Consider the following 1,912-nt stretch of genomic DNA (forward strand, 5'->3'; position numbering starts at 1 on the left):
AAGCAGCGATTATCAGCGCTAACTGCGTTGAATTTACTTGCAATAGGCCAGCTATTGACGCGTAAATTCGCCTTGTTTTCACTGAAAACCTCTAGCTAAAGAAAATAAACTTAAATATCACCATAATTCAATGTGTTAGTAAACCTCTTAACCAGAGTTCAGGTTAACTAGAGATCGATAATGACAAAACGTAAAAAGTATTCCAAAGAATTTAAACTTGATGCTATAGCATTAGTTGTTGAGCAAAACTACTCTCAAGCCAAAGCCTCTAGTAATTTAGGGGTAAATCCCAACATGCTTGGTCGGTGGATAAAAGAAGCTGAATATGATGATGGGCAGGCTTTTAGAGGGAACGGTAATTTAACCCCTGAGTAAGAAGAGATCAGAGAGCTAAAATCGCAAGTGAAACGCCTAGAAATGGAGCGTGAAATATTCGTTCATAACCCAATACAAGAAGATCTGGTCTGTGGCGATAATGTGCCGAATACTGGATGTAAAAAGTAACAATTACTATTGTAGTGGGAGTGGTACAAATATTAACGACGAATCTATCCGACCAAAACCCTATATCTCGTAAAAGCTTTTTAACTTCAGCACAATATTTAGGATGGGTGTCATTGTTATTTCTAAATCAGTTGTTACCTTCAATAGATACAATCGTTGAGCCAGCCACTTTATTAGGTAAATCAAGTGGTATATATTCAATACTAGGAACCATTCCTGCGCCTTTAGGGATTTTCTTTGGTTCTTTCCAATAAACAGAGCGTGAATTAAGCGCTTTTTGAATATCCTTTGGTAAATTTACGAATACTGATTGGACTTGATTAAATTTGTTTAGAATTTTACCCTTTTGAGTGTCATTAAATAAATTCTTAATTTTTTCTGAACTCAATGTATTGGGCCCTTCCGTGACCATATAATAAAGTGCATCAAGTTGTTTTATCGTTAAAGTATCTAACCCAGATACCATTCGCACATCATTTAAAAGACTTTCTGTATATGACTTACTATTAACTGCCTTAATTTTTGCGAATTTTAATGACTCTTGAACAAGTTGATCAATCTTTGCTGATGAACAAACATAAGAATAATCCAAGATTAAACGCGCCGCTTCTATAAAGCTCGTTGGATCCTCACTTAAAGCGAAGTTTTGTTGAGATTTCAGTGCTTTTTCAACAAGTTCTATTACAATGCTTGAATCTGGGCCCAACAAATAATAATTATTATACAACTCTGTCGAACTTACTAAAAAACTTGTTCCTAATGCCAACTTCTCAAATGAACTTGCTGATGCACCATTTATTGCCATCAATCCGGACGCTAATACTGTACCGATTAAAAATTGATCCTTTATCCATCTATTATTTTTATTGCTATACACTGTATTATGTAATGTATTTAAACAATTTGCTCTAGTTAGCAAAATACCCTGAGCTACAAAATCCTTGAAATTATCACTGGTGGCATCCGGCTCAATAGCAGCTTCATAGGCTGTATAAGAAGTGTCCTCATCATCTAGACTTACCTTCTTAACTTTTCGAATATGCTCTTCAGTAATGTACTTATTCTGATTTAATTTGTGGCTAGTGCATGCGCTTAGAACTAGAGAAAATATACAAATTAGTAATGAGGAATGTTTCATTTTTAAAATCCTTTTCTATGCTATTACTAAATCATAGAACCTCAAATTAAATTTGCAAAAAAAAGCGTATCTCCAGTGTGAGCTATTTGAAGTATTCTGATCCAATGTGCTTAAGTTACAGAAATGACTAAGTAACCTGAACTCTGGATAATAAATCTATCTCCAGCAGCTATTATCAGCGCTAACTGCGATGAATCTGATAGTAATGAGTTTAAAGTGGCTACAGGTGCTTACTAACAGCACTACACCAATAATTGCGGGGATAACTTC

The 1,912-nt window shown here is 34.9% G+C and carries 1 protein-coding gene and 1 pseudogene; one reads left to right on the forward strand and one right to left on the reverse strand.

Features of this window, described 5'->3' with window-relative positions:
* Nucleotides 1-180: 180 nt before the first annotated feature.
* Nucleotides 181-514, forward strand: a pseudogene (locus CWB66_RS22770) (transposase); the annotation flags it as partial.
* Between the two features lie 117 nt (nt 515-631).
* Here the strand turns inward: CWB66_RS22770 and CWB66_RS18725 are convergent.
* Nucleotides 632-1,642, reverse strand: coding sequence for a hypothetical protein (locus tag CWB66_RS18725; RefSeq protein WP_138586550.1), 1,011 nt, complete (start codon nt 1,640-1,642; stop codon nt 632-634).
* Nucleotides 1,643-1,912 lie beyond the last annotated feature (270 nt).

The organism is Pseudoalteromonas sp. S558 (genome assembly GCF_005886635.1).
In the GTDB taxonomy this organism is placed as follows: Bacteria; Pseudomonadota; Gammaproteobacteria; order Enterobacterales; family Alteromonadaceae; genus Pseudoalteromonas; species Pseudoalteromonas aliena.